Origin of the sequence: Paraburkholderia sp. UYCP14C (genome assembly GCF_004197395.1) — a bacterium.
Classification (GTDB): domain Bacteria; phylum Pseudomonadota; class Gammaproteobacteria; order Burkholderiales; family Burkholderiaceae; genus Paraburkholderia.
This window is the reverse complement of record NZ_SELS01000083.1, coordinates 1-25,015: the sequence shown is the minus strand read 5'-3', so window position 1 is coordinate 25,015 and position 25,015 is coordinate 1. Positions and strand designations below refer to the sequence as shown.

Here is a 25,015-nt window from a genome sequence, read left to right as displayed (position 1 = left end):
AACAGCGCGACGGCAGTGGATGATCGGGAGCAGGGGGCCGTTAGCTCAGTTGGTAGAGCAGCGGACTTTTAATCCGTTGGTCACTGGTTCGAATCCAGTACGGCCTACCCGGTCTACATGATTGAGTCAGACGCGTACCCAAGGCTCGGGTTGGTTCCCTGTTCAAACGCACACCGGAGCACGTAGTAAGCGCCCTGGCCCCCAGCTTTTCTTCAACCGCTTTTGCAGTTAGAAATCGACTGGCCTGTAAGCGTAGTCAGCCACTCCAGCGCGAGGACGCCCGCGAGCGAATTGCCGTTGCTGTCCAGGCGCAAAAACCGCGCGGGTGTCGCGAGACATCGCAAACCGTGAGCTTTTGCCGAAGCTGGCGGACTTGGCTCCCGACGCCCGCATAATTGCTGATGGCTTCAGTTGCCGATGGCGGATCGACAAGCTTCTGGACGTGAACCGAAGCATCTGGATGAAATGCTTATCGAGCAGCTTGGCAAGGCCCGCGAACTCTGACAGCAGAACTCCGCAGCTAACTCGGACCCGGTCGTTTGCCAGGCGACCGGCACTTTGTTATGCAACGCGACCGGGGTTTGGTCGATGGGATGTCGGGCCCGTTAAACATCGGCGCTGTCAAGATCGCCGGACGATGCTAGACCTTGCGATCCAGGGGCGACGTTGCGTCGCGCGGTATGGTCACGCCGCGAGTCGGACCATGACTGGCGCTACATGAGCGTATCAGTCATGGGTTCGCCGGAAGGGCAACCGCCTAGCCGCTCGAGAGGCGCGAGGCTGACGGGTAAACAGCATCTTGAGGGACAACCTCAGTCTCCCGCCTATCGGAAATGCGTTACCAAGGCCACGGAATGCTCGTTCCTTTTCCGCCTGTGAGTGCGCTCTGATAGACCAGGCGAGCCACCGTCAGATCCTGAAGGGCGAGGCCCGTCATGTCGAATACTGTGATGTCGTTCTGGTCGCGTGCGAACTTCTGCACGCCGGCGAGTATGTCGCCGATTTCTGTGCGCCGCACGCCGTCGCTCCATTGACACTCGCCAATCGTTCGAGCTTGCTGCTCGTCGTCGACGAATACGCGGGCCCGTTCGAGAACATTCGGAGGCAGTTCCCGTTTGCCTTTCGTGTCAGATCCGACACAGGTCAAATGGGTGCCCGGCCGGATCGCGTCGTCGTTGAACAGCACCTGATTGCCTGGCGTCGCCGTGATGACGACATCGCTGTCGGCCACCGCGTCGTTTCTGTTTCGGGCGACACGAATCGGACAACGATCGCGAAACTGGGCTTCAAAGGCTTCGTCGACTTCGCCTGACACGCTTACGTACTGGACATTCTGCAGGCTCGGGAGCGTACGCAGTGCATAGCTCAACTGAATTCTGGCCTGGACACCGGTGCCAAAAATGCAGATATGGCTGCTGTCGGGTCGGGCGAGCGTTTTCAGGCCTAGCGCCCCCGCCGCACCGGTTCGCATCGTCGTGATCGCATTGCCGTCCAGTATCACGAGCGGTCGGCCGGTTTCCGGGTCGATCAGCACCACGGTGGCCTGATGCGGCTCGCCGTTCTTCTGGCGGTTCGCTGGCCAGAAACCGGCTGCCTTGAACCCAAGCAGGTTCTGATCGGCGACGTCGCCGGCCTTGATGCCGAAGACTCCTCCGGTGTGGAGCTTTTCGCGCACCACCGGAAACACCCGACCGGCCCGCTGGCTATGAAGAACGAACGCCTCGCGAACTGCACCTATTACATTTTCGGTTTGCAGGGCAAACTCGACGGTTTCGTTATCGAGGAGAAGAAGCTGGGCGTCAGTGGGCATGGCAGGAGTTGATGCAAGCGATAGACGATGAGCCCGGGATGAGGGCAGAGTCAGAGAATGCTGTTGAAAGATAGTCTTGCAGTGTCTTCCCAACGGTCGCTGCGCAACGTGATTTCCGCGAATGCGATGCGCAAGGCCTCGCGTTCTGATCCGGCCGCCATGCCGCGTGGCTCAGGATCACGCCATTGGCGTTTGCTTTGACGGCTAACGCCGCGCGGACTTCTGACCGCATCAGAACGTTGGTGCGGAACGGTCGTGGAGAGATGGCGGTGAGCGCGGGCTTCACCATGTGCGACTCGCCAGCCGCCGCTTTTACCAGCCGTGAAAGCGAGGCCAGGAGGTAAGTTCGCCGTCTGGTTGGACGGCGACGTATTCGGGGTATTGCGCGCCGGTCGCACAGGCATGATTGGGCAGGATTCGCAGGCGCATGCCGATCGGGAAGCGCTTTTCGATATCCGCGTCGGGCGAGCCGTCGTGCGAAACGATGCCGTGCTCCTGGTTTGCGCCGGTCATCAGGTAGCCGTCGAGCACCTCGCCATTTTCGGTGCACACGAGGCCGTAACCGAAATCGCGCTTCTGACGCTGCGTGCCGCGGTCGCGGCTCATCGCCATCCAGCCGGCATCGACGACGACCCAGCCTTTTTCCCGCTGATGGCCGACCACGGTGGTCAGTACGCTCAGGGCGATCTCGGACGTTGTGCTTACGCCGACGTTGTGCATCACGAGATCGAAGAACACGTAGACGCCCGCGCGAACTTCTGTCACGCCGTCGAGATGCTCTGCCGCGAGCGCGGTGGGCGTCGAGCCGACGCTGACGACCTCGCACGGCAGGCCCGCGTCACGCAGACGCTGGGCGGCGCGCACGGTGCCGGCGCGTTCCTGCTCGGCGATCTGCACGAGTGCTTCGGGTGTGTCGTATTCGTAGCTCGAGCCGGCGTGAGCGATCACGCCGCCAAGCCGCATGCCGCCGTTCACCAGCGCGGTCGCAACGCGTAGCAGCGCGACATCCTCAGGCGGGATGCCGGAGCGATGGCCGTCGACGTCGATCTCGATCCAGACTTCGAAAACTTCGTCATGTTCGCGGCCGAATGCGACGATCGCGTCGACGCCGGCGGGGTTGTCCGTGACGAGTTTCAGGTCACAACCGGCGCGGCGCAGCGCGAGGGCCTGCGGCAGCTTGGCGGGGGCGATGCCGACCGCGTAGACGATGTCGCGAATACCGGCGGCAAAGAATTGTTCGGCTTCCTTCAGCGTCGAGACGGTGATACCCTGGGCGCCGGCGGTGAGCTGCGCCTGCACGACGGGCTGGCATTTGCTGGTTTTCACGTGCGGCCGGAAGGCGACACCGAGCGCGTTGAGGCGCTGCTGCATGCGCAGAATGTTGTGATTCATGCGCGTAACGTCAATCAGCGCTGCCGGCGTGTTCAACGACTGCAGATTCAAAATTGGGACTCCTTGCTGGTCACCGGATCGGATCATCGAGAATTGACGGTCCGCAGCCCGGATGGAGATCCCACTATAGAAGCCCGAATTCTGCCTGTGTTTAATGGACAATAAACCGATCGTTAAACCGGATTGAATCGTGCTGGCTGGCGCCAGGGTGCCGGATCGAAGGCACGTTTCGCTGCCTCGAGAAAGAGCCGCTGACGATTCGTCACAGCGTTTCGTGACGGCAGGAGTGCGAGGATCGGGGCGGGCTCCAGCCGCCAGCCAGGAAGCAGGCGAATCAGCTTGCCAGCGGCGATCAGCCCCGCAGCACTCCATTCAGACCGCTCGATGATACCGAGCCCCGCGGATGCCCAGTCGCTGACCACGGTGCCGTCGTTCGATGACAGCAAACCGGACAGCCGGACTGTGATGCCTTTCGCGCCGGGCTTGTGGGTATCGCCGACTGGCATGAAGCGAAGCCGGGTCACATCCTCATCGTTTTCTCGGAGCGTCAGATATTCATAGCGTTGAAGATCCGTCGGATGATCCATCTTGTCGATCTTTTTGGCGAACTCGGGGCTCGCGCACAAAAAGCGTTCGTTTGGCGCGAGGAAATGACCGACCCAGGAAGAGGATTTGGCCGCCCCGATTGATAGTACGACGTCGGCCCCCGAGGATGCGGACAGAGGGCTTTCAGCCAATACCAGGGATACGCCAAGATTGGGATGGGCGAGATGGAGTTTGCGCACCAACGGCGCGACGTGTGCGCGACCAAATCCGAACGGCGCCACGATTCGCAAGTGGCCGCTGACGCTGCCCGACTGCTCGGCGATGCGAGTCGCGATCGATTCGACTCTCTCGAGTAACTCTATTGATTCGTCGAGCAGTTTCAGGCCTTCCTCGGTCAGCGTCACACCACGAGCTTCGCGGATCGCGAGCTGCATACCGAGGCGTTCCTCCAGCCGTTGCAGACGGACTGACACGGCGGGCGGCGTCAGGTTCAGAAGGCGTGCGGCGGCCGCGAGCGAGCGCGATCCGCCCAATGCCCGGAACAACCGCATGTCGTCTAGATCGATCATTAACCGGCCCTTAATCAAAAGTTCAATAAATGTTAAACACGCCAAAAATACCGCCGCGTATCGTATTTCCCGGGCCGGTCGCTTCGCACATTTTCATGTATGGCTGTCGCCGGGAGCGCAGGGCATTAGCCCGTGAGGCTCCTGCGTTGCAACTTCTAAATGATCGGTCCAGACGTGAACTCTGAGCATTAAATTTTACTTAATGAAAGGTTAGTTTTCAATTAATAGAAATTTATTTTGTTCAAGGATAATCGGTCTGACAGTGGCGTTACCGCTTGCCTCCCACGGCTGATAACCGGCTAGCGCCGGACCGACGATCAGTAACGTAACCGTATCAATGTGAACATGACTGCAACCTCGAATCCGATTAGTTCAACTGCGTCTCCGATTTATCGATCAATGACATCAGCAGACATCGCGACAGCGCAGAAGATGTCGCTAGCGGTGTCGTGGCCGCATCGTCTTGAAGACTGGCAATTCGCGCTGGATGCCGGCGCCGGTTTTGTCGCCGAACTGGACGGAGTGATCATCGGCACGGGCTTGTGCTGGAAGCACGGCGCAAAGCGCGCATCGCTCGGGCTCGTGATCGTCTCCGACGCTTATCAGGGGCGCGGCATCGGGCGCAAGCTGATGGAGATGCTGATCGAAGAAGCGGGTCCGCGCGTGACGTTCCTGCATGCGACGCCTGAAGGAAAGCCGCTGTACGAGAAGCTCGGTTTCAGCGTCTGCGGGATGCTGAAACAACACCAGGGCCGTGTCACCGAGACGGCGCCGGTCACCCTGCCGCACGGCATCCGCCTGCGCGACGCGCAGCATGAAGACCTTGCGCAAGTGACCGCGCTGGCTACGCGGGCAACCGGTCTCGAGCGGCAGGCGATGCTGGCTGCGTTGTTCCAGGTCGGCTCCTGCGCGGTACTCGAACAGAACGGTTCGATTATCGGCTTCTCGGTATTCCGTCTGTTTGGCCGCGGTTATGTGATCGGGCCAGTGGTGGCATCCGCTTCGCCTGAAGATCTCAACGCGAAGGCGCTGATCACATGCTGGCTGAATGGCCGCGAGAACGAGTATATCCGCGTCGACGTACCGGTCGGACCGGGCGAGTCGGACCTCAATGACTGGCTCGCCGCGCAGGGACTGCCGTGTGTCGACTCCGTCGTCAAGATGGTGCGCAACGCACCGGCTGATGAGCACAGCGGACCGCCAGACGCCGATGTGCGTTGGTACGGTCTGATCACTCAGGCGATGTTCTGATCGATCCCGAAGCGCTCTGGGAAGGGCGCTAGCCTGAACGCGTGTGTCGGTGCCGGAGCGGCGCCAGACCATGCGATACATTGAATTATCGAGGAGTACTGTGCATGACTAAAGATGCAAAGGAGAACCGCGGCGTCAATCGTCGCGACATGCTGCGCCTGATGTCGGCTGGCGGGTTGGCTGTGGCGGGCGGCGGCTGGATCGGCACCGCGTCGCGCGCGTTCGCGGCGTCCACCCCGAAAAAGGGCGGGTCGATCCGCGTCGCTTACGACACGTCGTCGACGTCGGACACGCTGGATCCGGCGAAGGCATCGACCGGCGCGGACTATATCCGCTGCTTCACGTTCTACAGCAGCCTCACGCATCTCGACGGCTCGCTGACGCCGCAGATGAACCTCGCGAGCAGCATCGACACGCACGACGGCCGCGTGTGGATCATCAAGCTGCGCCCCGGCGTGACATTCCACGACGGCAAGTCGCTGACGCCTGCCGACGTGGTCTATTCGCTGATGCGCCACAAGGACCCGAACACCGCATCGAAGGTGAAGGTACTGGTCGATCAGTTTGCCGACGCGAAGCAGACTGGTCCCGACGAAGTCACGCTCACGCTGCAGTCGCCGAACGCGGACCTGCCGGTGATTCTCGCGACCCCGCAACTGGTGATCGTGAAGGCCGGCACGACGAGCTTCGAGACCGCTGTCGGCACTGGTCCGTACCGGCTGAAGTCGTTCAAGCCGGGCGTGTCGACGGTCGGCGTGCGCAACGACAACTACTGGAAGACCGGCGCGGGTCCGTACCTCGACCAGATCGAACTGATCGGCATCAGCGATGACGCGGCGCGCGTCAATGCGCTGCTCGCAGGCGATGTGCATCTGATCAACTCGGTGAACCCGCGCCAGACGCGTCGTATCAGCGCGACGCGGGGCTACGCGATGAAGGAAACCCGATCGGGGATGTACACGGACCTGATCATGCGCCGCGACAATCCGCTGACCGGCAATCCGGACTTCGTGCAGGGCATGAAATATTTGTTCGATCGCGAGCAGTTGCGCAGCGCGGTGTTCCAGGGCTATGCGGTGATCGCCAACGATCAGCCGATCCATCCGGGCCACCGTTACTTCAACGCGTCGCTGCCGCAACGTCCGCACGACCCGGACAAGGCGAAGTTCCATTTCCAGAAGGCCGGCGCCGTGGGCGTCGCACTGCCGCCGATGTTTGCTACGACCGATGCGAACGGTTCGATCGAGATGGCCGAATTGCTGCAGCAGGCGGGCGCGACGATCGACGTGAACCTGAGCGTCAATCGCGTGCCGTCGGATGGCTACTGGTCGAATCACTGGATGAAGCATCCGCTTGGCTTCGGCAACGTGAATCCGCGTTCGAGCGCCGACGTGCTGTTCAGCCAGTTCTTCAAGTCGAACGCACCGTGGAACGAGTCGGGTTGGAACGACCCGAAGTTCGACCAGCTGCTGCTGGCGGCGCGCTCGGAAACCGACGAAGCGAAGCGCAAGCAGATGTACGGCGATATGCAGGTGATCGTGTCGGAGCAAGGCGGGATCGGCCTGCCGGCGTTCCTGAGCTTCCTCGATGCCTACGACACGCGTCTGCAAGGGCTTGGCTCCATTCCGACCGGCGCGATGATGGGCGGCGCGTTCGCCGAGTATGTGTGGTGGAGCGCGTGAATTTGCAGCGGAGCGCCTTGCTTGCGGCACAGTGCTCCGCATGTGTCGCGTTCAACATCAGGCGCCGCGACATGCTCGTCGCAGTCGCCTGAGAAAACCAGGAGGGCCGGCGAATGAATCGCGGCATGGTGGTGTTGATTGTGCAGCGGGTCGGAGCACCGCTCCTGACGCTGCTGCGCGGGTCCGCGACCGCCGCAACGTGATGCAGCGCTGCGCCAACAATTCGGGCTGGACCATTCCGCGTGAGAGGGCTCCGCACACTGGCTGATTCCGCTCGCACAGGGTGATTTCGGCATGTTGCCCTACATCGCCTATACGTAAATACTGCCGGCGTATTGCCGAACTAACCATTAAATTTGCCTTAACGCCCACTTTATTGACCATTAAACAACGCGCGGGGGGACTGCTTGATAATCTTCACCACGAAGTTCCGTTCGACGTCAAAAGGAGTTTGTTGTCCATGCGTGTACCGTTGACCCGCGTCGAAGCTAACGATCCGCTGCCCGAGAGCGCCGACGTCGTCGTGATTGGCGCGGGTATCGTTGGGACGTTCACTGCCTGGTTTCTCGCGCGACGCGGTATGAAGGTCGCGCTTGTCGAAAAAGGCTTCGTCGGTGGTGAGCAGTCGAGCCGTAACTGGGGCTGGGTCCGTCAGCAAAACCGTGATGCGCGCGAACTTCCGATCGCGACTGAAAGCCTTCGGCTGTGGGAGCAGTTCGAAGCGGAGTCGGGTGAGACGACAGGTTTTCGACGCAGTGGCCTGTTGTACCTGAGCAATGACGATGCCGAATTGGCGCGCTGGGCGCGCTGGTGCGAGTTCGCCAAGACAGCCGGCGTGAAGACCGAGGTCTTCGGCAGTCGCGAGGCGAAAAATCGTGATCGCGCGACGGGGCGTGAATGGAAGGGCGGCGTATTCGCGCCGACCGACGGTACCGCTGATCCCGGCCGCGCAGCGCCGGCAGTCGCACGCGCGATTCGCAAGCTGAGTGGCACCGTTCACGAGAACTGTGCCGCACGCGGCATCGAAACCGCTGGCGGCCGCGTGTCGGCAGTTGTCACGGAGCGCGGAACGATCCGCACGTCGGCGGCGGTATTGTCCGGCGGCGCATGGGCGTCCACCTTCTGTCGGCAGCTTGGAATCCGCTTTCCACAGGCAACGATCCGCGCGTCGGTGGCGGCGGTGTCGCTGCCGAGCGGCACGTTGCCCGATGCGCTGCACACCTCCGGCATCACTATCACTCGCCGCGGCGAGAACCTTTTCACGCTCGCAATCAGTGGGATCGCGCGATTCGATCCGACCTGGCAGAAGGTACGTTATGCACGCGACTTCCTGCCCATGTTCTCGAGCCGCTGGCGCAGCCTGAGCCTTGGCACGTTGGAAGGCATTCGGTCGGGGCACGAAAGCAGCACGCGCTGGCGTCTGGACCAGCCCACGCCGATGGAGCGCATGCGTGTGCTGGACCCGACACCGGACGAGACGGCGATCAAGGAAATTCGACGCCGGGCGGCAGCGATGTGCCCTGCGATTGCCACTGCGAAAGCGGCGGGTGCATGGGCCGGCTATATCGACATGACGCCGGACGGCGTGCCGGTGATCGGAGAGTCTGCCCAGATTGCGGGCTTCGTCGTTGCAGCGGGCTTGAGCGGGCACGGTTTCGGCATCGGTCCGGGCGTCGGCCATTTGACGGCGGATATCGTCAGCGGCGCGATGCCGATCGTCGACCCTGAGCCGTATCGCCACGAGCGATTCGAGCAGTCCGTCTGGGGGAAGGTCGCCGATTTTTAGCGAGCCCGGATGACCAGGCGCACGTCACTTTTCTGATCAAATTAACCGGCGCTCGTCGCATCCTGATCGGATGTTGCCACCTACGCTGAGGATGATTTATGAAGTCGCTCCGCCCGAAAAACATTACCTTCGATTGCCACGGCACGTTGATCCGTTTTGGATTGAACGATCCCGACTAACTCGATGGACGAGCCAATCCAGCACAACGTCGCGAAGCCTGGTGCGCCGTTCCATGCAGTGCCGACCGCGTAGCAGGCGGGAGCATACAAGGCGCGTCTGCGTGCTTTCGAATATATGTTCGATACACTCGGCTGCGACTCCGAAGACATCCTGCACGTGTCGTCGTCGTTCCGCTACGGCCTGATGTCGGCACGACATGGGCATGAAGAACAAGGTGTTCGCCAATCGCGCGCATGAGCCTGCCAATCCGTTCTTTGACAACATCGTTATTCGCAATCTTTGCGGTCTGGCCGGCGTCGTGGGTCCTTGAAGAGCACGATGCCCGCGCAGTCTGAGGCTGCGTCTGGCTGGTTGAGTCCTGACGAGAGGCGAAACTGCCTCGGCCTGGAACGTTCCGGAGAAAGGGAATCCTGATGCAATTTACCTCTTACTGGCTGGATACCTCAGAGCCGTTCGTCGGCCGCGCAGTAGGGTTGCCGCTCGATTCGTGCGACGTGGTCGTGGTCGGCGGCGGCATCACCGGCACGACCGCCGCGCTTGCGCTCGCGAAGAAAGGTGCGAGCTTGGTCGTCTGCGAAGCGGGAACGGTCGGCCAGGCGGCCTCTGGCCGCAACGGCGGCATGTGCAACAACGGCTTCGCGCAGGACTATGCAACGATGTCGCATCTGATCGGGACCGAGCGCGCGAATGACATCTATCGCGCGTTCGACGCCGGCGTCGACACGGTCGAGCGGCTCGTGCGCGAGGAAGCGATCGACTGCGATTTCGCGCGTAGCGGCAAGCTGAAACTCGCGGCAAAACCTGAGCATTTCGACAAGCTGGTGCGCAGCCAGGCGCTGCTGGCAGCGAATGTCGATCCGGACACGCGCATCATCACTCGCGCAGAATTGCGCGACGAGATCGGCTCGGACCGGTATCACGGCGGCTTGATCTTCGCCAGGAGCGCCGGTATGCACGTGGGCCGCTACGTGCGCGGACTCGCGCGCGCCGCCGAGGCGCGCGGCGCGCATATTCTCGAACATACACCGGTGCTTGCGCTCCGCCGCGAGCCGGACGGCGCGTATCGGATCGGTACCCCGCGTGGCGAGATCCCCTGCAAGCAGGTGCTGCTCGCGAGCGGCATCTCGCAGGTCGGCCCGTTCGGCTGGATCCGGCGGCGCATCGTGCCGGTCGGCGCGTTCCTGATCGTCACCGAACCGCTGCCGGTCGCGCAGCTCGACCGGCTGCTGCCACGCCGGCGGATGGCGACCGACACGAAGAACTTCGTCAACTTCTTCCGTACCACGCCGGATAACCGCCTGCTGTTCGGCGGCCGCGCGCAGTTCGCGGTGTCGAGTCCGCGCGCGGACGGGAAGAGCGGCAAGATTCTGCGTGAGCAACTGGCGAGCGTGTTCCCGGAGTTGGCCGATACGCGCATCGACTATTGCTGGGGCGGCATGGTCGATATGACGAAGAACCGCCTGCCGCGCGCCGGGCAGCGCGACGGCGTGTACTACTCGATGGGCTATAGCGGCCACGGCACGCAAATGTCGACGCTGATGGGCACGCGGATGGCCGACATCATGGACGGCCGCACCGACCTGAACCCGTGGAAGGATTTCTCGTGGCCGGCGATTCCCGGCCATTTCGGCAAGCCGTGGTTTCTGCCGATTGTCGGCGCCTGGTATCGCTTCAAGGACGCAACCCAATGACTTCCCCACTCGATCATCTAAAGAGCTCCGGGCATCTGGAGCAGATCTACATCAACGGCGAATGGACGCAGCCTGCCGGCACGTCGCGTGCGCCGCTCGTGTGTCCGTCGACTGGCGAGACGTTGGCCGAGTTGCCGCTCGGTGACGCGCACGACGTCGGGCGCGCGGTGCAGGCCGCGCGCACCGCGTTCGTACGCTGGTCGGCGACTTCGCCGCAAGAGCGCGCCGGCTATCTCGACCGCCTGCACACGCTGATGCGCGAACGCGCTGAAACTTTCGCGCAGGCACTGACTACCGAGATGGGCGCGCCGATCACCTATGCGCGCAACGCGCATGTGCCCCTCGCCGCGGAGCATCTACGCGTCGCCCGCGACAACCTCGCGTCGTATCCGTTTCGGGTGCAGCGCGGCACGACCGCGATTGTGCGCGAGCCGATCGGCGTGTGCGCGCTGATCACGCCGTGGAACTGGCCGATCTACCAGATCACCGCGAAGGTCGGCCCGGCGCTCGCGGCCGGCTGCACGATCGTGCTCAAGCCGAGCGAGCTGTCGCCGCTCAGTGCGCTGTTGTTCGCCGAGATTGTCGAGGCCGCCGGGCTGCCGCCCGGCGTGTTCAATCTGGTCAGCGGCACGGGGCCGGAGGTCGGCGAGCGGCTCGCCGCGCATCGGCAGATCGATATGGTGTCGATCACTGGATCGACGCGCGCCGGCGTGCTGGTCGCTCAGGCAGCCGCGCCGACCGTCAAGCGCGTCGCGCAGGAACTCGGCGGCAAGTCGCCGAACGTGGTGTTGCCGGATGCGGATCTGTCGCGCGCGGTATCGCTCGGCGTCGCCGCCGCGTTTCGCAACATGGGGCAATCGTGCAGTGCGCCGACGCGGCTGATCGTGCCGCGCGCGCTGCTGCCGCAGGCGGAACAGCTCGCGGTCGCGGCAGTCGACGCGATGGTGGTCGGTGACCCATTCGTCGAGACGACGACCCACGGTCCGCTCGCGAACCGCGCGCAGTACGAGCGCGTGCAGACGATGATCGCGACGGGGATCGACGAAAGCGCCAAGCTGCTGGTCGGCGGCCCGGGTCGGCCTGCGGGGTTCTCGCGCGGCTGGTTCGCGCAGCCGACGATCTTCTCGGCGGTGCGCTCCGACATGGCGATCGCGCGCGAGGAAATCTTCGGCCCGGTGTTGGCGATGCTCGCATACGACAGCATCGACGAAGCAGTCGAGATCGCCAACGACACGGTCTACGGACTCGGCGCGCACGTACAGGGCACCGACCCCGACACGGTGCGCGCGGTGGCCGCACGGATCGCCTCGGGACAGGTGCATTTAAACTATCCGGCGTGGGATCCGCAGGCACCGTTCGGCGGCTACAAGCAATCGGGCAACGGTCGCGAGTATGGCGTCGAAGGCATGGAAGAGTACCTGGAGATCAAGTCGATCCTCGGGTACTACACGTGAAGGCTTGCAGAAGGAACCGTGCGAACCGGACTGAACAACATGAACATCGCCATCGAAGCCGATACGTCGCAACCGTTTTATCACGCCCACCGTGCGCACTGGACGAAGCTGCGCCAGGAACTGCACGCCCATCCCGAACTGCGTTTCGAGGAAAACCGTACCGCCGATCTCGTTGCGGCCGAACTCGAAGCGCTCGGCTATCGGCCCGTGCGCGGTCTCGGCAAGACCGGCGTGGTCGCGAGCCTGCCCGGTCAGGACCCAACGCGCGGCATCGTACTGCGCGCCGATCTCGACGCATTGCCGATCCACGAGGCCAACACGTTCGCGCATGCGTCATGCAATACGGGCGTGATGCACGCGTGCGGCCACGATGGTCACACGGTCATGCTGCTTGGCGCTGCGCTTGTGCTGAAATCGCTGCCACCGTTGCCGGGTTCGGTGCACTTCGTATTCCAGCCTGGCGAGGAGGGCGGCGCGGGCGCGCGCAAGATGATCGACGACGGGTTGTTCGAACGCTTTCCGACCGAGGCCGTGTTCGGCATGCACAATTGGCCGGGTCTACCGGCGGGGCAGTTCGGACTGCGCACCGGGCCGATCATGGCAGCGGGTTCGCGTTTTCGCATCACCTTGACCGGCAAGGGCGCGCACGCGGCCCAGCCGCAGCTCGGCCTCGATCCGATTCCGCTCGCGTGTTCAATGGTGCTGCAATGCCAGACCATTGCCGCGCGTCACAAGGACCCCGTCGATCCCGGCGTGATCTCCGTGTGCATGATGCATGCCGGCGATACCGACAACGTGATTCCCGAAACCGCCCAATTGCGCGGCACGATCCGTACGCTGTCGTCAACGTTGCAGCTGCAGTTGCAGGGCGATATCCGCACGATGTGCGAGGGGTTAGCGGCCGCGTACGGTGCTCGCGTCGAGGTCGAGTACTTCCAGTACTACCCGGCGACCGTCAATACACCGGCTGAAACGGCGCTGTGCGAAGCGGTGCTGCGCGATACGTTCGGCGACGCTCGGGTGCATGCAAACTTGCCGCCGAACATGACCTCCGAGGACTTCGGCTTCATGCTTGAAGAGCGTCCGGGTACGTACGTTCTGATCGGCAATGCGAAAGCGGATCGCTCGGTGGTGGGACTGCACCACCCGACCTATGACTTCAACGACGAGATTCTGCCGGTCGGCGTGCGTTACTGGGTCGAACTCGCGCAGCGCTATTTCCAGCGATAGTGGGGGGCCGTCATTCACCCGTCACTGACTATTTCATGGCATGCGCTTACCGCCGCGCGGCAATCTGTGTTGGCCTGCTCGCTGCGCTGCGACACGATCGATGTGCCAAGGCCGAGCAACGTCAGGCAGACGCCCGCGGCCACCGGCATTGCTTTGAGTACCACACCCTCGCGTTTAAGCTTCGCGGCTAGCGAAAGGAGAAGCTACGCTGAGCTATCCACGGAATCATGTCGAGCAGACCGTTGACCGACGAATGGGAGACTCCGCCGCTTTTCAGCAACGTTGGGGAAGCAGTACGTCACGCCGTTGAGCGACGTGGACATGAGCATGTAGCCGCATGCGAACATCAGCACGCGCTTGTCGACGAATGCCCTCCGAGGATGCTCTGCGGCGCCTCGAATGGAGCCTCGCGTGGGAGTGCTGCGCTCTTTGGATTCTTTTCTATGTTTGACAGGAACGTGGCGCGCTCAATGGATTCAGGCAGGAAGCGCAACGCAACGTCTTCCGCCTTGAAGTTGTCGATGCACCGTCGGGGGTCGCCGCGACCATGCAGATTTCGGGCAGCGCGCGCGTGATACAGATGTCACGCCTGCGTCTGATCGACGATGTGCCGATGCTCGCTGAAGGCATCTGGCTGCCGTATGTACGTTTTGCCGCGTTTGCGCAGATGGATTTAAATGAGATCTGTGACCTGCTGTACCCTCGCCGCGTCGGCGGGCATTCCTGGTCTCGAACCCAGGCAGATGCATCAGCACGAAGGTGTTCCGTATCACTCGCCGTAACTCTGCACGGCAGCCCGATCTCCGCGCTGGCGAACTAGCCGACCTATCTGTACAAGTGCTGAGACGAGAAGCAGTACTGCAAGCCACAGTGCACGATCGTGTAACATCCGTGTCGTCACGCCCCCAAAAACCGCGCCTGCAAAAAAACAGAAACCTGCCATCCCGAGCAGTGACGCGTCGTGCAGCGCAGTTCTGTTGTAATTTGGGATAAAGGCCTCCAGCAGCTTTTTGGCCGCTCGGCGCAGGTTTCCTGTTGTCATGACCGAGGTGTAGGTCAGATTCTCGATGTGCGTGAACGATAACGTCTGTAGCGTGGCGACGAACGAAATGCCGGGGATAAGCCAGGCATCGGAGTCGCCGACCAGACCGCTTGCCGCCATGGCCAGAAAGGCGATCTCAAGAAGAAGGCAAACGAGTGCCGGACGACGGACTGAAGGCGCAAGGGCATCGAGGCGCAGGAGATGAACGACAAATACCGCGAACACGAAAGCGATCAAGGGCGGGATATGGCGGCCAGCCCGCGCCCAGTCTCCCGCCGCGAAATGGATGCCGAGAAGGGCGACGTTCCCCGTCATCGTATTGGCAAATACACCACCATGCCCGACGTACGCGAAAGCATCCAGAAAGCCTCCCGATAATGTCAACAGCGCAGCGACGCTGCGTGTTCGACTCGCCGAATCAAAGTCCATCGTATCGACCTCTCTTTTGACAGGTAATGCAAATATAAAGATTGCGGGCCGCGCGGCAATCTGTTGCGCTTGCACCCGTAAGCGAGCGTAGTTCCCGATGGGCGCTTTGAGCTGCATCGTGCAAAATATCCGCAACCAGTTTGCGGAGAATGGCTCGTGGGCGTCAACTTCGACTTGAATGACTTGCAGGCGTTTAGAGCAGTGGTGGAGCTCGGAAGCTTCCGCAAGGCCGCCGAGGCAGTGAGCATTTCGCAGCCGGCCTTGAGCCGCCGCATCGACAAGCTCGAGGAAGCGCTCGGCGTGCGCCTGTTCGAGCGCACCACGCGCAGCGTCACGCTCACCACCGTTGGTCGTGTATTTGCGCCGAGCGCCGAACAGCTGCTCGATGATCTCGACGTTGCGTTGCTCGGCATCCGCGATGTTTCTTCGAGCCGGCTGGGTCATGTGACCATTGCCTGCGTGCCTTCGGTTGCCTACTACTTTCTGCCCAGCGCCGTTGCGAGCTATCATCGCCGCTTTCCGCGCATCCGGGTCAAGTTGCTGGATATGAGCGCCAATGAGGTGCTTTCCGCCGTCATCAGCGGAGAGGCTGATTTCGGGGTGAGCTTTGTGGGCAGCCAGGAGACCGAGGTCGAGTTCAAGGTGCTGCTGCAGGAGCGCTTCGTGGTCGCCTGCCGTCGCGATCATCCGCTCGCCAACAAGAAGCGCGTGACCTGGAGCGAGCTTTACGAGCACGAGTACGTCTCGGTAGACAAGACTTCAGGCAACCGGTTACTGCTCGATCAGGCGCTCTCGGCGGTGGCACCGCGCTTGCCGAGTATCTGCGAGACTCGCCATGTCACGACCATGCTGGGCCTGGTTGAAGCGGGCCTCGGCGTCGCGGCGGTGCCCTCGATGGCCATGCCCGGGCACAATCACCCCATCCTCACGAGCGTACCGCTCGTCGAACCCGTGGTGAAGCGGCGCGTGGGAATCGTGAGGCGCCGCGGGCGTCCGCTGACACCGGCCGCACAGGAGTTTCACAGAACGATCATCGAGCTCAGGCGCGGCGGCGCAAGCGGCGATGCCTTAAGCGACGAAACGTCTCCGAAAAAACGGCCAGGCAGGAAGACCCCATCGTGAGATTGGCAAGACCGCTTCGCTTGCTCTATGTGCAGGTTGTGCTGGCTATGGTGCTCGGTATGGCGCTCGGTCATTTCTTGCCGCATGCGGGCCCGCTGCTGAAGCCCTTGAGCGACGGGTTTATTGGCCTTGTCAGGATGATGATTGCGCCCATCGTTTTTTGCACGATCGTCTCGGGCGTTACATCGCTTGCAAGCGGAAAGGCGATCGGTCGCACAATTTTCCGGGCGCTGGTGCTGTTTTATCTTCTGACAGCCGCGGCGCTCGCGCTCGGACTCGTCACGGCCTTCGTGATGCGACCCGGCGCGGGAATGCACATCGACGCTAGCCACCTGGACGTGAGTATCCTCGCGCAATATGCGAGGGACACGCATCCGCGCGACGTTGTCGCGTTCGGGATGAGCCTCATCCCCGAGACGATGCTTGGCGCTTTCGACAAAGGCGAGGTGCTGCCCGTGCTGCTGCTCTCGCTGCTCTTCGGTTTCGCGCTAAATTCATGTCCGAGCGCCGGTAGGCCGGTGCTCGCGCTCATCGACGGCATCGCCCAGACCCTCTTTCGCATCCTCGCGATGATCATGCGACTTGCGCCTCTCGGCGCATTCGGCGCGATGGCATTCACGGTGGGCCGCTTCGGGATCCGCTCGGTCGGCTCGCTTGGCATGTTGATGGTGTCCTTTTACGTGGCATGCGTGTTGTTCATTGCGCTGGTTCTCGCTCCGCTCGCGCGCCTGCACGGTTTCGCTCTTTGGCGGCTCTTGCGCTACCTGCGAGAGGAGTTGCTGATCGTTCTGGCGACGTCGTCGACGGAGCCGGTACTGCCGCGCCTGATCGTGAAGCTGGAGGCGCTCGGCTGCGACAAGGGAGTAGTGGGGCTTGTGTTGCCCGCGGGCTATTCGTTCAATCTCGACGGCACCGCGATCTATCTGACGCTCGCCTCGATATTCATTGCTCAGGCCTGCGACGTGCCGCTTTCCGCGCCGCAGATCGCGACGATGCTCGCAGTTATGTTGCTCACCTCCAAGGGGGCGGCCGGCGTGTCGGGCAGCGGGCTGGTCGCGCTCATCGCGACGTTGACAGTGATTCCCGATCTGCCCGTCGCCGGAGTGGCGCTTCTGGTAGGCATCGACCGCTTCATGTCCGAGGCGCGCGCGCTGACGAGCGTGGTCAGCAACGCTTGCGCAGTGATCTTCGTTTCGATGTGGGAAGGTGCGTGCGATCGTACGCGTCTCGGGGGGATGCTCGGGGCAGCAACGCCAGGCGGCGCGCAGAGCGCGGACGAGGTCGCGAGGAATGCCCCGAAGACGTGAGAGGAAGATTGCCAGAGGCAAGCCTTCCTTCAGGTTTCCATCAATGATCGGAAACAGTATCGAGCCCCGTCGATCTCACTTCTGCCTGCACGCCAGGTGAAGCGAGATAGTCGAGGAGAGTTTTCGCTTCCTTCGGATGCTGCGCGCTGACGGGGATGCCGGCCGCGAAACGCGTGACCGACTGCAGGGACTCAGGAATCTTGCCGACGAAGGTCGTCCCCTTGACGGGCAGCAACTCGCTCACTTGCTGGAAGCCGATTTCGTAGTCTCCGTTCGCCACCACCGAGGCGACTGGAATTCGCGGGATCATCTTCGCCTTCGACTTGACCTGATCTTCGATACCGAGTTTCCTGAACAACTCCCGCTCAATGTAGACACCGCTCGCGCTGTCCGAATAGGCGATCGATTTCGCATGCAGCAGGGTCTGCCGGAGCCCTTCTGCCGAGCTGATGTCGGGCTTGCTCGCGCCCTCGCGCACGACCATGCCGATGCGCGAATCGGCCAGCTCGACACGCGATCCGGGGATGACCTTGCCTTGCTGGATCAGTTGGTCGAGTGCATATCCAACCATGATGACGGCGTCCGCAGGCTCGCCGCGCTCAAGCCTGTTCGGAATGGCTTCGGGCGATTTGCCCATCGATGGACCGAGCGCAGTATTGAGAGTGTTGCCCGTCTCGGACGCGAACCTGGGACCGAGCACCTTGTACGCTGCGGTAAAGCCGCCGGAACTCATGACGTGCAGGTCGGCAGCCTGCACATTGGCCGCGGCGGTTGAGGTTGCGACGAGCGCTGCGGCGCATAGTTTCACAAGCAGATTTCGCATGATCGGAGTCGTGTCAGATTGCATGTAACAGATGCCTTGGGGGGAATCGGATGCACATCAGTGCGCCGGATTCAGTGTTGTTGCGCGCCGCCGATAGAGTGCGAACGTCGCCAGAAGGGCGCAAGCTGCGGCGAAGCTCATCCAGTAACCGGGTGCAGCCTTGTCGCCAGTCATATGAATGAGCGCCGTGGAGATCGCTGGCGTGAAGCCGCCGAATACCGCCGTGGCAAGGCTATAGGCGAGCGAGAAGCCCGCGACGCGCACCTGAACCGGCATCACTTCCGTGAGCGCGACGACCATCGCGCCGTTATAGATGCCGTACATGAACGAGAGCCAGAGAAGCACGAGCAACATGTTCAGGAAGCTGGGCGCGTGAGCGAGCAGCGACAGTGCGGGGTAGGCGGTTGCGATGGCGAGCAGCGTCATGCCGGCGAGGAGCGGCCGGCGGCCGATCTTGTCGGAGAGGGCTCCGCCGATCGGCAGCCACACGAAGTTCGATATGGCCACACACAGCGTCACGAGCAAACTATCGGCGGTGCTCAGGTGCAGGACCGTCTTGCCGAAAGTCGGCGCGTAGACGGTGATGAGATAGAAACTCGCGGTGGTCATTGCCACCAGCATCATGCCGGCGATCACGACGCCCCAGTTCTGGACCAGCGTGCGGAAGACCTCATTCATCGAGGGGCGATGCTGACGCGCCTTGAACTCTTGCGTTTCCTCCAGATTGCGGCGCAGCATGAAGATGAACGGCACGATCATGCAGCCGACGAAGAAGGGAACCCGCCATCCCCAGGCCGCAATGGCTGTGGCGTCCAGCGATTGGTTGAGTGCGAAGCCGAGGGCCGCGGCCACGACGATCGCTACCTGCTGGCTCGCTGACTGCCAGCTCGTAAAGAAGCCCTTGCGGCCGGGCGTGGCCATCTCTGCGAGGTACACCGACACGCCACCCAGCTCGGCGCCGGCCGAGAAGCCCTGCAGCAGTCGTCCGACGAGCACCAGCGCCGGCGCCAGAAGACCGATCGTCGCGTAACCCGGTACGAACGCGATCAGGATGGTGCCGCTCGCCATGATGGAGAGCGTGACGATGAGGCCCTTGCGACGGCCGACGTCGTCGATGTAAGCCCCGAGTATGATCGCGCCGAGCGGACGCATCAGAAAACCGGCGCCGAAGACCGCGAACGTCATCATCAGGGAGGCAAACTCACTCGCCGCCGGAAAGAAGACGTTGGCGATTTGCGTCGCGTAGAAGCCAAAAAGGAAGAAGTCGAACTGTTCCAGGAAATTTCCGGCCGTTACGCGGAAAACCGCCGAAGCCTTGGAGTGTCCCGGCGAAAGGGTACGGGGCGAGGGGTGCATCAACGTGTCTCCTGAAATCCCGAAAATGCGGTGGTCCGGTCTTGTGTTTCGGGAATATTGGCCCATGTCCAATAAAACGATAATTGCAATCTTTCGAACGATTGATGTCTGTTAGTTATCAATCTACGTTTCGCTCAGCCGGGCCGGGTGCCACCTGTGTACTGGCGCCCGGCCGCGCCTTCAGATTTCCACAGTCAGGCCACGAAACGGCACTGTGAAGCGGGCGTGCGCGTGTCCATATTGCGTCCGCGATTCAGATGATCGTCAATTTCCGCCGCGCACCCGAGCATGCGCGGGTAGAGGAAAATTGTGAACGCGGCGGTTTCAAGGTCCGCCTCGCTGAACTCCCCGCGCTTGAGCGGCTGCCACAGCATCTTCAGCAGCAGCGCGGCGATCACGGCATCGACATTGACGCAGTAGACGTTGCGCGAGACACCAGCGTCGAACAATGCCTGTACCAGCGCGCGGTAGTACGCATGGAACGCGTTGTATTCCCCGCGGGCCTCGTAAAGCCTGGAGATAAACACCTCGCGCGGATCGTGATTCACCGGCTTGTCCTTGAAGACCGGGTGGTTCACGCCCGGCAGCTTGGCGATGTCGAGGCTGCCCACCTGCTTCTGACGAGCCTTGTAGCGCGCATAGTGCTCGACCGAACGGCGCGCGAGTGCTTCGAGGTCGACGCCGTGTTGTGCGTCGGCGGGGTCGTCGAGGCCACTGTCGCGAAACGCCTCGATGAGAAACGCGATGCCTTCATAACCGTTGCCGCCGTGCGTATAGCCGGAATGGGTGAGAAAGCCCATCAGCGCCTTGTTCAATTGGACGCGTTCGGGAGATTCGGGACCGTCGGCGGACACCGCGCCCTTCGCACCTTGCGCCGAGATCGCGCCCGGTCCGTTCGTGAGCAGTAATCCGGTCAGCGTCCTGAATGCGAACAGGTCGTCGGGGGACGGTTTCAGGCCGAGCAGCGCTGCGAATGCCACTTCCGTCAGCGAGCGCTCGCCGAGCAATGCCTCGGTGGAAAAGTCGCAGAAGCTGTCAGGATGGTGGCGCGAGGCGTCCGCCGAGGCGCCGATCAGCGTGCCGAAGAGCTTCATCCACCATGGCAGGCTCTCCGCCGTCAGACGCGAGATGCGCTTGCGCATGAGCGGGCCCCAGGCGAGTGTCGTCGTGATCGCCGCGAGCACGGCGTCCGCGCGCGGATGCCCCGGCCCGTTGGCAAGCCATCGCACGAATACCGAACTCACGCCGCGTGTCGCAAGCCCGGCGAGCATGGCTTCGGCCGCCGGGGCGGGTTCGTCGGAAAAAAGTGCCGCGCTGCCATCGGTGTCGATCGCGTCGATGTCGAATCCGTGATCGAACGCGTCCACGAGTTTCGCTGCCGCGAAGCGCTCGATCATCAGCCTGGCTGCCTCGCGCGCCGAGCTCTGGCGATTCGGCCCGACGATCGCAGCGGCGGCGGCAAGCACGGCGTTTGGCGCATTGCCCGCCTCGCGAGCCGCCTGCGCGGCCGCCAGTTCAGGCGTGCCGTACAGGTTCACCCCCGCGCCGATTGCGACGTCGACCAGTTTTTCGTCATTTGCGCCGCCGAACTCGCGCAACAGTGCGAGGCACACGTTCGCTTCAAACGAATGCGTCGCCGCTTCGAGCATTGATACGCCGTGCAGGCTGCTGACCTGGGTCTTCGCGTCCATCTGCGAGGCGCCCGAGGCGTCTTTCAACGGCTGTCGCGGCGGGATTGCGCCGACCTGGTCATTCACCCGCTCGACTTGCTCGTCGTAGGGCGCGACCGCCCGCACGACCGGAAGCGCGAGTTCATCGGGCAGCTCGAGCCCCTGATCCGAGCCGAACCACGGTTTGAGCGCGAGGCTGCCTTCCGGCTCGAAGTCGGGCATCGTTGCGTTTGCGCGCATCACCGCCGTGAGCGCGGCGGGAATATGGGCGATGTTCGTCACCACCGCGCCCTTCGCCGAGCAGCAAGGATCGTCGGGCGTGAAGAGCCGCTCGACGCCGAATTTCTCCATGAACCAGCGTTCCTTCGCGAGCGCATCGTCGGCGCCACCCGCCATCGCGCCCGCGTGTCCCACTGCACGCGTGAGACGGCTTTTCCAGCGGCCCACCACGCACGCGACCACGGGCTTGGTGAACGCGGCGTCGGCCTCGTAGTACCCGCCCGGCTCGCAGTACAGCACGGCGGCCTTGCTGCGCGCGTCGTTGGCGAGTGCAAAGGCGAACTCCGGTGCGGCATAGTGGATATAGACATCCTTTCCACTGGAAACGACGGTCGATGTACCCCAGCCGCTCATGCGCAGGTACTGAGCGATCGTGGTGCTGAAGCCGCCGGAGTTCGAGAGGATGGCGATCGATCCCTGGCGCAGCGTCGCGCCCGGATCATCACCGCCGAGCGCGCCGCCGATACGCACGCGCTGCCACGAGTCCGCGACGCCCAACCCGTTCGCGCCGAAGATGTCGATGCCCGCCTGCTGTCCCATCGCGCGGATCTCACGGGCGTCGTGCACGGCGATCTTCTCCGTGATGATGAAGATCTTGCGCAGATCCGGATTCACACGGATCAGCTCGGCCACGCCGTCGCGCGCGGCCGACGGAGGCAGGTACACCACGCCGCAGTTGAACCGATGACCGGCTTCCAGGCCCTCTCGCACGTTGTTGAAGACCGGAATGTCGCCTGCGGGCGTCGCGAGCACCTGGCCGCCTTTGCCGGGCGCGCTGCCGAACACGACGTTCGCGCCTGAGAAAGCGTGACTCACCGGCGTGACGTCCGACGATTCGCCCCCAAGAATATTGAGCACGCAGACGCGATCTTCACGCGTGGCGATGTCCGCCAGCGACGGGATTCCGACGAAGTATTTGAAATGGCTGTTGCCTTGCTTGTGCATGTCGATCTCCTCAGGCCGATGCCGTTTGCGATTGCGCGTCGCGCGCGCCGATGCGCGCCGCGACCTGCGAGCGTCCACCCGAGCGCATCCATGCATCGGCCTTGCGGGCGTACTGGATCACTTCGCTGATATCGGAGTCAAAGCCGAAGAGACGGTAGGGCAGGCCGAGCGAATCACAGGTGTCGCGCAATGCGGACATGCCGCGCACCAGATTAGGACCGCCGCGGCCGAGGACGACGTAGAGCGGCGTCGGACCGTGCTCGCTGAAGTGCTCGCGCAGCGCATCGGCCATCGCACGCAGGGTCTCGTAGATGTCGGTGTTGTTGGATTTGCCGCCGATGATGAATAGCACGTTCGATTGCTTAAGCCAGTGCCGGAAGCAGATGCGCGCCACTTCCTTCATTTTTTCGTAAGGCGGGTTGCCACCGAAATCGGACGAGATAATGGCGGCGTCGCCCAGCATCTCGGTGACGAGCGAGTTCGCCCCGCCCCCGAACGTGGGCGCGAGGATGGTTCCCTTGTCGTTAATCACGTAGACATCACTCTGGCCCTGGTGCGTGCGAAGCTGGTTGATCTCCTGCTCGAAGTCCGAGTAGTCTGCGGCGAAGAGATGGGGCGGGAGACCGAGTCGCGAGAAACGCGGATCGTCGCGATCGAACCCGCACTTGAAGTCGCAGGCGACGGGTGTGAGCCGGCCCTTCTTGTCCTCTCGCATACGGATCGGATTCAGTTCGAGCGTCGTCATGCCGAAGTCATGGAATAGCTCCCACAGCTTCGGCAACTGCTGCACGAGCGGAGAAATGATCTCGCGCGGCGCGCCGATCTCGCTGAGTGCATTCGCGACGACGAACGCTTTCAGTCCGGTAAGCGCATCGAACGGCACCATTGCGACGTGCTTCGGATCGACCTCCTCGATGTCCATGCCGCCCATGTGCGACAGCGTCATGGTGGGAGCGCGAAAGCGCGTGGAATCGGAGATCGAGAAGTAGACTTCGTGTTTGGCCGGTACACCCGCTTCGAATGTGACGCCATTGGCCTTGGCCCTCACGTGACCTACAACGTGCTCGGCAAAGTACAGCCGTTCTTTTTCCGCTAGCGCCGTCTTGAGATCGGTTGCGCGGCCGAGCAGGCCGGCTTTGCCTTTCTTGCCAACGCCGCCCTTGAATACCGGCTTGATGAATATCTGGCCATGCCGGTCGATGAGCGACTTGATCTCTTCTTCACTTGCGCTGGGACCCAGCACTTCGCTGGACGGGAAGCCGACGAATTGCAACAGGCGCGCGCCGTGCAACATTCCGGTGATCTGCATGTGAGTGTCTCCTGAATTTCAAGGCAATGACGAATGAAGCGGATACTGGGTGTTCAGTCAGCTCGCTTTGACAGGCGCGAGACGCACCGCTGCCGTGGGCGTGCCGGAAAGCGGCTGCAGGATTCTCTGGGCAAGGCGCGTCAGGCGAGATGCGCGTCGGCGCCCGTAGGCGGCTCCCGTGATCGGGCTGGCACGGGGGGCGGCGAAACGCGGCTGCGCGTCTCGCACCTGTCTCAGATGCGTTCTCTGTCGATGCGTTTATGAACGTCTTGAGGATCGATATTTGCTCAAGGCGCTCCAAACGAGAAGTGCAATTTATCGAAGTATTGATGTTCAAAGGTTATCAATGCCGGAGCGCAAAGGCGGCGCCGCAGCGCGAGAACGCATCGGCGGGTTGCGCGCGCTGGCGGCGGCTGACGCAGGAGAAACGTTCAGACGAGAGCGATGCGGACCGCCGGGCTGCGCCGCCCCGGCGATGCAGCATGAGAGTCGCGACGAGCCCGCACGAGGCGGCGAAACTCAGCCAGTATCCCGGCACGGCCCTGTCGCGAGTGATCTCGATGAGATAAGTTGATACGGCTGCCGTGAAGCCTCCGAAAAACCGCGGTGGTGAGACTGAACGTGAGCGAAAAACCGGCTACGCCGACCTCGGCGGCCGTGACTTCAGTGAGTGCTGCAACCATCGCGCCGTTGTACATGCCGAAGAAGAACGAGAGCCACAGCAGCACGACGAGCATGCGAGCGAAGCTGCAAATCTGAAAGACGGCGTGCTGAAGTTGACGATACCCCGCCGCGACGAAGCGAGGCCGCGCCGCATCGAGGTGCGCACGGGCTGAAGTGCGGGCAACAGCGACAGGGAGATCGCCCGGTGGCGGCAGGTACAAGTGGTAGGCGGCGGAGTCGGGAGTCGGGTGACATGGAGAATCCGCGGCTCTCCCGCCGCACTTCAGCGGAGGCTAGGATGAATACGAGAAAGTGGAATCCCTTCAAGTTTCTTCGCGGCGCGGGACGCAGGTCCGATGCGCAAAGTCCGGAAGGTCGGTCGAAAAGCGAACAATGGCATAGCTCATGGCCTGACATTTCGCGATTCCTGTCGCGAGAACCATGGCGTGCGGTTGAAGAGTTCATTCACGATCCGTTCG

The 25,015-nt window shown here is 62.5% G+C and carries 16 protein-coding genes, 1 tRNA gene and 6 pseudogenes; 13 read left to right on the top strand and 10 right to left on the bottom strand.

Annotated elements, in window-relative coordinates:
- Positions 1-34: 34 nt before the first annotated feature.
- Positions 35-107 (top strand) — tRNA-Lys (locus EVC45_RS39235).
- Between the two features lie 731 nt (positions 108-838).
- Here EVC45_RS39235 and EVC45_RS39230 read toward each other — a convergent pair.
- From EVC45_RS39230 to EVC45_RS39220, 3 genes are all read right to left on the bottom strand, one after another.
- On the bottom strand, positions 839-1,810 hold the full coding sequence (locus tag EVC45_RS39230; protein WP_129963487.1) for an ornithine cyclodeaminase family protein: 972 nt from the start codon (positions 1,808-1,810) through the stop codon (positions 839-841).
- A 312-nt stretch (positions 1,811-2,122) separates the two neighbouring features.
- On the bottom strand, positions 2,123-3,253 hold the full coding sequence (locus EVC45_RS39225) for a DSD1 family PLP-dependent enzyme (RefSeq protein ID WP_129963486.1): 1,131 nt from the start codon (positions 3,251-3,253) through the stop codon (positions 2,123-2,125).
- A 122-nt stretch (positions 3,254-3,375) separates the two neighbouring features.
- Positions 3,376-4,317, bottom strand: coding sequence for a LysR family transcriptional regulator (locus EVC45_RS39220; protein ID WP_129963485.1), 942 nt, complete (start codon positions 4,315-4,317; stop codon positions 3,376-3,378).
- 399 nt (positions 4,318-4,716) lie between these two features.
- Here EVC45_RS39220 and EVC45_RS39215 point away from each other — a divergent pair, with 399 nt between their 5' ends.
- The 7 genes and pseudogenes from EVC45_RS39215 to EVC45_RS39190 all read left to right on the top strand — a co-directional run bounded on the left by EVC45_RS39215 (position 4,717) and on the right by EVC45_RS39190 (position 13,591).
- Complete coding sequence (locus tag EVC45_RS39215) at positions 4,717-5,568, top strand: GNAT family N-acetyltransferase (protein ID WP_248295434.1); 852 nt, start codon at positions 4,717-4,719, stop codon at positions 5,566-5,568.
- A 104-nt stretch (positions 5,569-5,672) separates the two neighbouring features.
- Entirely contained in the window at positions 5,673-7,250 is a 1,578-nt protein-coding gene (locus EVC45_RS39210) for an ABC transporter substrate-binding protein (RefSeq protein ID WP_129963483.1), read from the top strand.
- Between the two features lie 460 nt (positions 7,251-7,710).
- Positions 7,711-9,036: an FAD-binding oxidoreductase gene (locus tag EVC45_RS39205; protein WP_129963489.1), complete on the top strand. Its 1,326-nt coding sequence runs from the start codon at positions 7,711-7,713 to the stop codon at positions 9,034-9,036.
- A gap of 168 nt (positions 9,037-9,204) precedes the next feature.
- Positions 9,205-9,526 (top strand): annotated as a pseudogene (locus EVC45_RS47210) (haloacid dehalogenase type II); the annotation flags it as partial.
- A 103-nt stretch (positions 9,527-9,629) separates the two neighbouring features.
- Complete coding sequence (locus EVC45_RS39200) at positions 9,630-10,907, top strand: FAD-binding oxidoreductase (RefSeq protein WP_129963482.1); 1,278 nt, start codon at positions 9,630-9,632, stop codon at positions 10,905-10,907.
- Complete coding sequence (locus EVC45_RS39195; protein WP_129963481.1) at positions 10,904-12,361, top strand: aldehyde dehydrogenase family protein; 1,458 nt, start codon at positions 10,904-10,906, stop codon at positions 12,359-12,361. The genes EVC45_RS39200 and EVC45_RS39195 overlap by 4 nt, the downstream gene beginning before the upstream one ends.
- Before the next feature lie 39 nt (positions 12,362-12,400).
- Positions 12,401-13,591 carry a M20 aminoacylase family protein gene (locus EVC45_RS39190; RefSeq protein ID WP_129963480.1) on the top strand — a complete coding sequence of 397 codons (1,191 nt, stop codon included), beginning with the start codon at positions 12,401-12,403 and terminating at the stop codon, positions 13,589-13,591.
- A gap of 128 nt (positions 13,592-13,719) precedes the next feature.
- Here the strand turns inward: EVC45_RS39190 and EVC45_RS47205 are convergent.
- Positions 13,720-14,090, bottom strand: a pseudogene (locus EVC45_RS47205) (MFS transporter); the annotation flags it as partial.
- 6 nt (positions 14,091-14,096) lie between these two features.
- On the opposite strand from EVC45_RS47205, the pseudogene EVC45_RS39180 reads away from it, so the two are divergent.
- Positions 14,097-14,411 (top strand): annotated as a pseudogene (locus EVC45_RS39180) (UTRA domain-containing protein); the annotation flags it as partial.
- On the opposite strand, the gene EVC45_RS39175 reads toward EVC45_RS39180, so the two are convergent.
- The gene (locus EVC45_RS39175) at positions 14,361-15,062 is read right to left on the bottom strand and encodes a YoaK family protein (RefSeq protein ID WP_129963488.1); all 702 of its coding nucleotides are present in this window, start codon (positions 15,060-15,062) and stop codon (positions 14,361-14,363) included. The pseudogene EVC45_RS39180 and the gene EVC45_RS39175 overlap by 51 nt on opposite strands.
- Before the next feature lie 156 nt (positions 15,063-15,218).
- Between EVC45_RS39175 and EVC45_RS39170 the strand changes: the two genes are divergently transcribed.
- Together EVC45_RS39170 and dctA are read left to right on the top strand one after the other, a co-directional pair.
- Positions 15,219-16,184, top strand: coding sequence for a LysR family transcriptional regulator (locus EVC45_RS39170; RefSeq protein ID WP_129963479.1), 966 nt, complete (start codon positions 15,219-15,221; stop codon positions 16,182-16,184).
- Positions 16,181-17,491: a C4-dicarboxylate transporter DctA gene (dctA, locus tag EVC45_RS39165; protein WP_129963478.1), complete on the top strand. Its 1,311-nt coding sequence runs from the start codon at positions 16,181-16,183 to the stop codon at positions 17,489-17,491. The genes EVC45_RS39170 and dctA overlap by 4 nt, the downstream gene beginning before the upstream one ends.
- 40 nt (positions 17,492-17,531) lie before the next feature.
- Here dctA and EVC45_RS39160 read toward each other — a convergent pair whose 3' ends face one another.
- The 5 genes and pseudogenes from EVC45_RS39160 to EVC45_RS47200 all read right to left on the bottom strand — a co-directional run.
- Entirely contained in the window at positions 17,532-18,314 is a 783-nt protein-coding gene (locus EVC45_RS39160) for a substrate-binding domain-containing protein (RefSeq protein ID WP_129963477.1), read from the bottom strand.
- A 57-nt stretch (positions 18,315-18,371) separates the two neighbouring features.
- Complete coding sequence (locus EVC45_RS39155) at positions 18,372-19,670, bottom strand: MFS transporter (RefSeq protein ID WP_129963476.1); 1,299 nt, start codon at positions 19,668-19,670, stop codon at positions 18,372-18,374.
- Positions 19,671-19,864: 194 nt separating this feature from the next.
- The gene (locus EVC45_RS39150) at positions 19,865-22,564 is read right to left on the bottom strand and encodes a CoA-binding protein (protein WP_129963475.1); all 2,700 of its coding nucleotides are present in this window, start codon (positions 22,562-22,564) and stop codon (positions 19,865-19,867) included.
- Positions 22,565-22,574: 10 nt separating this feature from the next.
- Complete coding sequence (locus tag EVC45_RS39145) at positions 22,575-23,873, bottom strand: ATP citrate lyase citrate-binding domain-containing protein (protein WP_129963474.1); 1,299 nt, start codon at positions 23,871-23,873, stop codon at positions 22,575-22,577.
- A gap of 442 nt (positions 23,874-24,315) precedes the next feature.
- Positions 24,316-24,622 (bottom strand): annotated as a pseudogene (locus tag EVC45_RS47200) (citrate-proton symporter); the annotation flags it as partial.
- On the opposite strand from EVC45_RS47200, the pseudogene EVC45_RS39135 reads away from it, so the two are divergent.
- Positions 24,623-24,709 (top strand): annotated as a pseudogene (locus EVC45_RS39135) (Hsp20/alpha crystallin family protein); the annotation flags it as partial. It abuts the pseudogene before it with no gap.
- Positions 24,710-24,834: 125 nt separating this feature from the next.
- Positions 24,835-25,015, top strand: a pseudogene (locus EVC45_RS47195) (Hsp20/alpha crystallin family protein); the annotation flags it as partial.

Coding starts and splice junctions, on each gene's coding strand:
- EVC45_RS39230 (WP_129963487.1), bottom strand. CDS start 1,810: ATGCCCACTGACGCCCAGCTTCTTCTCCTCGATAACGAAACCGTCGAG.
- EVC45_RS39220 (WP_129963485.1), bottom strand. CDS start 4,317: ATGATCGATCTAGACGACATGCGGTTGTTCCGGGCATTGGGCGGATCG.
- EVC45_RS39215 (WP_248295434.1), top strand. CDS start 4,717: ATGACATCAGCAGACATCGCGACAGCGCAGAAGATGTCGCTAGCGGTG.
- EVC45_RS39210 (WP_129963483.1), top strand. CDS start 5,673: ATGACTAAAGATGCAAAGGAGAACCGCGGCGTCAATCGTCGCGACATG.
- EVC45_RS39205 (WP_129963489.1), top strand. CDS start 7,711: ATGCGTGTACCGTTGACCCGCGTCGAAGCTAACGATCCGCTGCCCGAG.
- EVC45_RS39200 (WP_129963482.1), top strand. CDS start 9,630: ATGCAATTTACCTCTTACTGGCTGGATACCTCAGAGCCGTTCGTCGGC.
- EVC45_RS39195 (WP_129963481.1), top strand. CDS start 10,904: ATGACTTCCCCACTCGATCATCTAAAGAGCTCCGGGCATCTGGAGCAG.
- EVC45_RS39190 (WP_129963480.1), top strand. CDS start 12,401: ATGAACATCGCCATCGAAGCCGATACGTCGCAACCGTTTTATCACGCC.
- EVC45_RS39175 (WP_129963488.1), bottom strand. CDS start 15,062: ATGGACTTTGATTCGGCGAGTCGAACACGCAGCGTCGCTGCGCTGTTG.
- EVC45_RS39160 (WP_129963477.1), bottom strand. CDS start 18,314: ATGCGAAATCTGCTTGTGAAACTATGCGCCGCAGCGCTCGTCGCAACC.
- EVC45_RS39155 (WP_129963476.1), bottom strand. CDS start 19,670: ATGCACCCCTCGCCCCGTACCCTTTCGCCGGGACACTCCAAGGCTTCG.
- EVC45_RS39150 (WP_129963475.1), bottom strand. CDS start 22,564: ATGCACAAGCAAGGCAACAGCCATTTCAAATACTTCGTCGGAATCCCG.
- EVC45_RS39145 (WP_129963474.1), bottom strand. CDS start 23,873: ATGCAGATCACCGGAATGTTGCACGGCGCGCGCCTGTTGCAATTCGTC.